The organism is Acinetobacter sp. SA01 (assembly GCF_011319235.1).
GTDB lineage: Bacteria > Pseudomonadota > Gammaproteobacteria > Pseudomonadales > Moraxellaceae > Acinetobacter.
Genome location: NZ_WXXM01000066.1, coordinates 1 through 222, shown reverse-complemented (window position 1 = coordinate 222; position 222 = coordinate 1). Strand labels below are relative to the sequence as shown.

Sequence of the window (222 nt, the reverse complement as noted above, 5' to 3'; positions counted from 1 at the left end):
TGTCATTGGTGTTGCTGTCATTTACAGTAACCACCGGTGCAACCAGATCAACCCCAAAGCCATCCGCTGCATTCAGCGTATCACCTGTACCGGGGTTACCCGCAACATCACTATAGCTGCCTGTAGCAACACTGATACTTGGTGCTGTACCTGAGCCATCCGGGGTAAACGTTGCCGTCCAGGTCTGGCCAGTTGCATCCGGTGTGATCGCACTTAAGCTGC

General features: G+C 53.6%; 1 protein-coding gene. It reads right to left on the bottom strand.

Translation table 11 applies throughout. The features are described 5' to 3' along the window. A partial coding sequence (locus GTU69_RS17430) for an Ig-like domain-containing protein (protein ID WP_205683575.1) occupies positions 1-222 on the bottom strand: 222 nt, incomplete at both ends.